The sequence below is a fragment of the Tatumella sp. JGM130 genome, assembly GCF_018257525.1.
GTDB lineage: Bacteria > Pseudomonadota > Gammaproteobacteria > Enterobacterales > Enterobacteriaceae > Tatumella > Tatumella punctata.
Genome location: NZ_JAERJS010000058.1, coordinates 1 through 7395 on the forward strand (window position 1 = coordinate 1; position 7395 = coordinate 7395).

Genomic DNA, 7395 nt, shown 5'->3' on the forward strand with positions numbered 1-7395 from the left:
CAACGCACAGAAATGGAAGCCACAAAAGTACCTCAAAAACACCATCATACACTAATCAATAAGTTGGTAGCATTACCAGGAATTAAATGTCTGCGGAAAGTCTGTTTTCCGGCTGAATATGTATTCATGAGGATAGTAAAAGAGTCCGCCGGAGCGGACCCTGTTTAGCGGGACGGGGAGTTAGCGGAGAGGTCTGCGATAATTATTCACTCAGGGTGACAAATTCCGGCGGAGAGAAAGCGGTAATCTCCGGCAGAGGCTGCTGCCAGCGTTCAATTTCTACTTTACAGCTCTGGGCGCTGCAGCCCTGGCCAAGACGTGAACTGCCCCGGTCCTCGGTCAGCACATTCGGGTTACCGTGTTTATCCAGTGATCCCGGGGTGGCGGGATCCTGCGGATCATACCAGGCACCGGTAGCGATTTGGATCACCCCGGGGCGGATCTGATCACTGATGCGGGCTCCGGCGAGGATTGCTCCGCGCTGATTAAACACTTTCACCACACTGCCTTCGGTAATATCACGTGCTGCTGCATCGTCAGGGTGCATCCATAAGGGTTCGCGGCCGTGGATTTTTGTGCGGCGGCTGATACTGCCATGATCATACTGGCTGTGCAGCCGTGTTGCTGGCTGGCTGGAGAGCATATGCAGCGGCCACTGTTCTGACTGTTGTTGCTGAAATTCATATTCACGGGGATCCCAGTACGGATAACCCGGGCATTCGCTGTAACCAAATGCAGCAATGGTTTCAGAGAACAGTTCGATCCTGCCGGAAGGGGTACTTAACGGGTACTGTTGCGGGTCGGCACGGAAATCCGCTAAAAATACCTGCGGGGTAACCGGCCGGTCAAATTCAAGTTTGCCCTGTTGCCAGAACTCATCAAACGGCGGCAGATCGATACCGTCTTTTTCCGCGCGCGGTCTGGATTCATCATAAATATGTTTCAGCCACTGTTCCGGATTACGCCCTTCGGTGAATTTATCTGCAAAACCAAGCCGTGCGGCCAGGTCAGAAAAAATAGCGTAATCATCGCGGGCCCCGGCAAACGGCGCAATATGCTGGCGCATGGCCACCATAAACCCGTCATGACTGCCACTGCCGATATCATTACGTTCCAGTACTGTGGTGGCAGGCAGAACAATATCCGAGAATTTGGCCTGCGCAGTCCAGTATTGTTCGTGGACCACTACGGTTTCCGGACGTCGCCACGCCTCCGCCAGCCGGTTCAGGTCCTGGTGGTGATGAAATGCATTGCCCCCCGCCCAGTAAACTAAACGAATGTCGGCATACCGGCACTGCCGGCCATCGAACTGATACTCTCCGCCGGGATTTAACAGCATATCTGACAACCTGGCGACCGGAATAATACTCTTAACGTTATTTTCACCGGCGGGCAGGCGTGGCCCGGAGAACGACCGCCGATCAGCCCCTGCCAGGTTGGTACAGGCATAGCCGAAAGCGAGGCCGCCACCCGGTGTGCCGATCTGACCGAGCAGGGCAGTCAGTGCAACCGTTGCCCAATAGGCCTGTTCCCCCTGCCGTGAGCGCTGGAGGGACCAGGAGATATTGACCATGGTGCGCTGCGCAGCCATGGTGCGGGCCAGTTCAGTGATCTGCCGGGCACTTAACCCGGTCAGGGGGGCTGCCCAGGCGGCATTTTTTTCCACACCATCGGTCTCGCCGTTCAGGTACTGACGCAGGGGTTCAAAGCCGACCGTATGACTGGCAATAAAGGCCGTGTCATGCAGATCTTCACTGATTAATGTCTGACACAAGGCCAGTAGCAGTGCAGTATCTGTGCCGGGTTTGACCGGCAGCCACTGTGCATTACTGACTGCGCTGAGATCGTTTTTGACCGGGCTGACATTGATAAATTTCACCCCGCGGGCCTGCATCTTTTCCAGCCAGTACTTCAGCATATGATCGCTGGCACCGCCGACATTGACCTGTGAATTCCTCAGCGGCAGGCCCCCGATGGCAACGAAAACCTCACAATGCTCAGCCAGTACCGAAAAATGGGTGTGCTGCTTATGCAGCGGGCTCAGGGGACCGATAATATGGGGTAAAATACGCTCCCCGGCAGCGCTGCTATAGGTATTGGTACTGGCCGTATAACCGCCGAAACCTTTGAGAAAACGGTGCAGCTGGCTCTGAACGTGGTGAAAACGTCCGGCACTGCCCCAGCCATAAGAGCCGCCAAAAATGGCCTGATTGCCGTGACGCTGTTTAACAGAGTGCAGTTCACCAGCCAGTAAATCCAGCGCCTTTTCCCAGCTGACCTCAACGAACGGTTCTTTACCGCGGCCTTCACGGGAATCAGGGCCGTGCTGCAGGTAGCCGAGGCGGACCGCCGGACGGCGGATACGGGTATTGCCGGTGACGGCCTCCGGCATTGACTGGCCTATCGGTGACGGGTTCTTATCCCATGCCACCGGCGTCATGGCGGTAATTTTATCGTCCGCGGTGTCGACATGGTAAGTCCCCCAGTGTGTGGAGGTAAGTTTATTTTCAGCTTGCATCAATAACGGCCTGTCTGGTGTTGGGTTATAGGTATTGGCGGGCTGGCACGGGTTATTGAGTACCGAAGCTGCGCAGTTTTAGTTCACATTCAAACAAAAATTCCAGACCTTCCAGATGGCGGCGGGCCTCGCTGACATCTTTACCCCAGCAGGTCAGGCCATGTCCGCGCAGCAGAAAACCATACCTGAGCGGGTGTGTTTCTGACCAGTGTTCAATACGCTGCGCAAGGGCAGCAATATCCTGATCATTATCGAAAATGGCCACCGGGACCGTGTCCAGATGACTGGTCTGCCCGCTCAGGCTTTTCTGCATTTCGTAACCGGACAGGTTCAGCTGCGGGCCGGTCTCGAGGCGTGACAGTACGGTGGCATTCGGGGTATGAACATGTAATACCGCGTTAGCCTCCGGAAACAGGCGGTACACCAGGGTATGTAAACCGGTTTCGGCCGAGGGAATGCGCCCGGAAGGGGCCTGCAGGGTTGCAATATCGACCTGCAAAAAATCGTCCGTCGTCAGCGAGCCTTTATCGCGGCCGGATTCACTGAGCCAGCACCATTGCGGGTCCTGACGTACTGACATATTACCGCCGGTCGCAGGTGCCCAGCCTTTACTGCCGATCCAATGGCAGGCGGTGACTAAGTCCGCCAGTCGTTGTTGCCACATACGGATTCCTTTAATACCTGATGTTGTGTTTATCTGAATTATTCTTCCGGTTTTAGCCGTCTAAATGGCTGTAAGGATGTTATCACTGTGCCATCAGGGGAGCAATAATTCTCTGCCCGGGCGGCAGTGACGGGCAATCCCGGAGAATATGCGCTGGCGGGTCACTCCGCTGACGGAATACGGACGGCCCCATGATTGCCTTTCCGGAACTGGCCGGTCAGTCCATCGGCCAGCGGATGCTCACCGGTACGTTGCCGCAGAGTAACGTGACTGAGGCGGCTCGCGGAACGGATAGTCCGCGACAAAACAGTCTGAATATTTGATCATCAGTACCTGCGGGTAAGGGAAAACAGATTTATCACGGCCGGCAATGTATCCGGCCGCCGTGCTATAACTTACCCTGCTGTAAACTGCCCGGTCCAGTGGTTTTCCGGTCCCTGTTGCCATGGGAGTCCATGAGGCGGTGTCGTAATATGCACGTTATTGCGGCTGCCGGACACGTAACGGCTCTGCAGGCCATGGCCGGCGGAGATCCATACATTCTGTAAGCGGATATTCCTGAGTGTCGCTTCTGGCAGACCGCTGATAATACCCGCCATTTTCGCACCGCTGGCGGTCAGATGATTAATGGTGACATCGTGAATAAACGGGGTATAGCGGCCAACGGCAGCCGGAGAAAGGACGCCGAGACTGTTCGCTGAATATCCTCCGTTTCCTCCGTAGCTGTCGGTGATCACCAGCGGAACAATGACGCCGGTCATGCGGATATTATCCGCAGTAAAAGGACCGATCCCTTCACCACGGTCACGGCCGGATTTGATCCGCAGCCCGTTTTCGGTACCGTTAAACCGGATATCTTTCAGGGTCACACGGCCAATACCATTGGCGGTTTCACTGCCGACGGATACGCCGTGGCCGCGCAGGACATCAATATCTTCAATAGTGATATCACGGCTGGCCGGGGCATTACCGGCAGAAGCCAGCCCGGATTTAATCGAAATATCATCATCACCGGTCGACAATTTCAGGTGATCCAGGCTGATATGCTGCGATGACACAATATCCACCCCATCCGTATTTGGTGAGTCTGGCGGGTTGGTCACAGAGCTGTGACTGACCTGAATATCCTGACTGTCACGCAGTACTACATTCCACATCGGGGAATTGATCACCTGCAGCTTACTGATGGTGCCGTGCTGTACATGGTCAAATTCAATCAGCCACGGACGTGGCATACCGTTAGCAGCAGGGACACCTTGCCAGCGGCGGGTAAACCACTGGCTGTCCCCTTGTTTCAGGTGATTACGTGCCTCGGTGGCGACCGGCCACCAGTGATGCTGTCCCTGGCCGTCCACAGTCCCGGGGCCGGTTAGTCCGACATCGGTAACATGGCTGGCAATAATCAGCGCTTCCTGTGGCCGTAGCGGCTGACTGATAAAGGCGGGCCTGAAATCAGCAGGATGACCGGTAGATTTCAGGGTACTGCCGGCGGCAAGGTGTAAAGTGACGTGGCTTTTCAGCATCAGCGGACCGCTGATCCATTCACCGGCAGGCAGGGTGACAACACCCCCTCCCTGCTGATGACACTGGTCAATAGCCTGTTGCAGGGGCACGGTAACCCTGTTTGTCCCGGCAGAAGGGGTAAACAGACAGTGGTGACTGGCCACAGCGGCGCAGGCGGAACCCAGCGGTGCCAGTACGGATACACTGATAACGCCGGACAGTGCCAGCAAACGGCGGTTTATTTTGGTCAATGACATAGATTTTCCTGAAAAAATTGGCCCGGAAAGTATCAGGATCTATCATTTATCGCTGCGCGGCAGGCTGCCAGAAAATAAGCGTTTCGGAATGTGCACAGTGTTTACTGGCTGACACAATTGACCGCCGGGGGCGGGGGAAAGAATACTGAAGTCCGGCCTCCGCACAAGAGGCCGAAAACATTACTCGCCCAGTACCTGACGTACACAGGATTTGAAGATTCGGACGCCGATAGCCAGCGCATCGTGGTCAAAGTGCATATCCGGATGGTGCAGACCGGGGGTCAGATTAGCTCCCAGTCCCCAGAAGCCACCTTTGACCTGCGGGCAGAGACGAAGGTAATGGAAGAAGTCTTCGCTGCCGGGGGTTGTTCTGGCGGGCTGCAAAGCTGCTTCGCCCAGTTGCTGGCAGATAGCCTGGCTGATAATTCCGGTGGCATCTTCGTCCAGAATAGCCGCCGGCATCTGTTTCAGGATACTGATCTCCACACTGGCCCCGAGTGCGTCGGCACTGCCTTGCAGCGCAGCGGTGACTTTTTGTTTCAGTTCGTCCATCGGTGCATTTTCTGCTGAACGCAGATCCCAGCATACCCGCGCCTCAGAAGGGATGGAGTTTGTGACCCCCGCATCGCACAGGAAACGGGTAGCTTTGGCACTGAAGGTCAGGGACGGTGACAGATGAATACTGTTTACCGCCTGCACTGCCTGTACCGCTGCATCCAGGGCGTTCACCCCGAGATGCGGGCGCGCAGCATGGGCTGATTTTCCGGTAAATACGGCTTCTACGGTCGCAGAAGCTGAATAGTACATGGCAGCAACCGCCTGGCCCATCGGACATTCTTCCACCGGACGCAGATGGAAACCCAGCAGCATATCCACATTCTCCAGTGCACCGCCTTCTACCATCGCAATCGCCCCGGTCCCGAGTTCTTCGGCGGGCTGAAACAGGATCCTCAGCTTACCTTTTCTGACCAGGCCTTCGCGCAGGATCTCTTCTGCGGCAGTCAGCACAACTGAAGAGTGACCGTCATGGCCGCAGGTATGGCGAGCGACGTGCTGCCCGTCAATAATATGCCCCAGGGCATCCATATCGGCCCGCAGTGCTAATACCGGCCCGGGGTTGTCACTGTCCAGTTCAGCGATAATACCGGTGGTGCCGTTAATGTTACGAGTAACGTTAAATCCTGCGGTTTCGAGGGCCGACGCAATGTAGGCGGAGGTTTTAAATTCTTCGAAGCCCAGCTCCGGAATTTCATGCAGCACACTAAAGTGCTGTAAGGTACGTGACATATTTCACTCCTTGATCTTTTCGGTCAGGCCGGCGCACTCAGGCCGGCCGGGACGATGTAGTTATAGTTTCAGGCAATAAAACGCATAATCAGCATCGAGATCACCGCGTTGATAACACTGGCCAGCATCAGTAACGGCCAGTATTTCTTCGGGACGTCCGCCACCCCCAGCAGACGGCCCATATATTGTAACTGGGAACCCATCAGAAAAATGGCGGGGATCAGTATGGTGATCTGTGCGGGATCTAAGGTGCCTTTAGTCAGCAGGCTGACGGCGACGCCGGTACCTGCTGACGAAGAGAGCCAGGCGGTAAGCAATACGGTCACTGCTTCACCGGGCAGACCAAAAACCCCCATTACCGGCGCAAAAAGATGGCCGATAAACTGCATAATCCCGAGCAGATTGAGCATTTCGGCAATAACATAGGCCATCACCACATTTGGCATCAGATTGTTGATGGCGATATTGAAGCCTTTACGGGCCCCGATAACAAAAATATCAAACGGGTTGCTACGGGCAGACAATGGATTACTCATGGATAAAATCCTTTTTACAGACCGTGTTTAACGTCATTCTGACCAGACCTGCGCCGACAAATTTCAGTACAAACATCAGTAATAACGGAACAATTAGCGGGGTTGTCAGTGAGGCAAACAGTGCAGAACCAATCGCGAAATAATTATTAATCAGACCGGCCCCTGAATACTGCCAGGCCCCCATGATCACGACGTGTTTACGGGTAATTTTTTGACTGTCATACAGCTCTTTACTTAATGCTGCTCCGGCATCGGTACTCTGTAAATCTGTGATCAGTGCCAGCCCGGTGTAGCCGGGCAAGCCAAGTAATGGTTTTAGTAATGGAGTCAGTAATTTATGGGCTGCACGGATCGCGCCGTAATAGGTAAATATTTCAAGTAAGCCAAGTGCCAGCATTACCGTAGGCACCAGCGACAAGGCAAACAGAAAACCGGCTTTCGCACCTAATCCGCCACTGCCGACAAAGGTCCCTGAACCACCGGCTTTCAGGGTACCGAAGGCTCCGCCGAGGGTGGTAAAATCGAATGCGCCCAGCCATTCCATCCCTCTGACGGTAATGATACCAACTTATTGATTTAGTGTATGATGGTGTTTTTGAGGTACTTTTGTGGCTTCCATTTCTGTGCGTT

6 protein-coding genes and 1 pseudogene are annotated in these 7395 nt (G+C 54.7%); 1 reads left to right on the plus strand and 6 read right to left on the minus strand.

Annotated elements, in window-relative coordinates:
• Positions 1-202 precede the first annotated feature (202 nt).
• Positions 203-2518 (minus strand): molybdopterin guanine dinucleotide-containing S/N-oxide reductase, encoded by a 2316-nt coding sequence (locus JK211_RS16345; protein ID WP_212709683.1) that lies wholly within the window; start codon positions 2516-2518, stop codon positions 203-205.
• Between the two features lie 52 nt (positions 2519-2570).
• Positions 2571-3182: a methylthioribulose 1-phosphate dehydratase gene (locus tag JK211_RS16350; RefSeq protein WP_212709684.1), complete on the minus strand. Its 612-nt coding sequence runs from the start codon at positions 3180-3182 to the stop codon at positions 2571-2573.
• A 191-nt stretch (positions 3183-3373) separates the two neighbouring features.
• Between JK211_RS16350 and JK211_RS17030 the strand changes: the two genes are divergently transcribed.
• Entirely contained in the window at positions 3374-3505 is a 132-nt protein-coding gene (locus JK211_RS17030; RefSeq protein ID WP_256441198.1) for a hypothetical protein, read from the plus strand.
• Positions 3506-3577: 72 nt separating this feature from the next.
• Here the strand turns inward: JK211_RS17030 and JK211_RS16355 are convergent, their stop codons facing one another.
• The 4 genes and pseudogenes from JK211_RS16355 to JK211_RS16370 form a co-directional block, all read right to left on the minus strand.
• The gene (locus JK211_RS16355; RefSeq protein WP_212709685.1) at positions 3578-4942 is read right to left on the minus strand and encodes a glycoside hydrolase family 28 protein; all 1365 of its coding nucleotides are present in this window, start codon (positions 4940-4942) and stop codon (positions 3578-3580) included.
• Between the two features lie 180 nt (positions 4943-5122).
• Positions 5123-6229 (minus strand): amidohydrolase, encoded by a 1107-nt coding sequence (locus JK211_RS16360; RefSeq protein WP_212709686.1) that lies wholly within the window; start codon positions 6227-6229, stop codon positions 5123-5125.
• Between the two features lie 68 nt (positions 6230-6297).
• Complete coding sequence (locus JK211_RS16365) at positions 6298-6765, minus strand: YjiG family protein (protein ID WP_212709687.1); 468 nt, start codon at positions 6763-6765, stop codon at positions 6298-6300.
• Positions 6758-7318: pseudogene (locus JK211_RS16370) on the minus strand (nucleoside recognition domain-containing protein); the annotation flags it as partial. The pseudogene JK211_RS16370 and the gene JK211_RS16365, both read right to left, overlap by 8 nt.
• Positions 7319-7395: the final 77 nt, after the last annotated feature.

What these genes read in the sequence shown, in the direction of transcription:
- JK211_RS16355 (WP_212709685.1), bottom strand. Translation starts at nt 4,942, where the DNA reads ATGTCATTGACCAAAATAAACCGCCGTTTGCTGGCACTGTCCGGCGTT.
- JK211_RS16350 (WP_212709684.1), bottom strand. Translation starts at nt 3,182, where the DNA reads ATGTGGCAACAACGACTGGCGGACTTAGTCACCGCCTGCCATTGGATC.
- JK211_RS16345 (WP_212709683.1), bottom strand. Translation starts at nt 2,518, where the DNA reads ATGCAAGCTGAAAATAAACTTACCTCCACACACTGGGGGACTTACCAT.
- JK211_RS16365 (WP_212709687.1), bottom strand. Translation starts at nt 6,765, where the DNA reads ATGAGTAATCCATTGTCTGCCCGTAGCAACCCGTTTGATATTTTTGTT.
- JK211_RS16360 (WP_212709686.1), bottom strand. Translation starts at nt 6,229, where the DNA reads ATGTCACGTACCTTACAGCACTTTAGTGTGCTGCATGAAATTCCGGAG.
- JK211_RS17030 (WP_256441198.1), top strand. Translation starts at nt 3,374, where the DNA reads ATGATTGCCTTTCCGGAACTGGCCGGTCAGTCCATCGGCCAGCGGATG.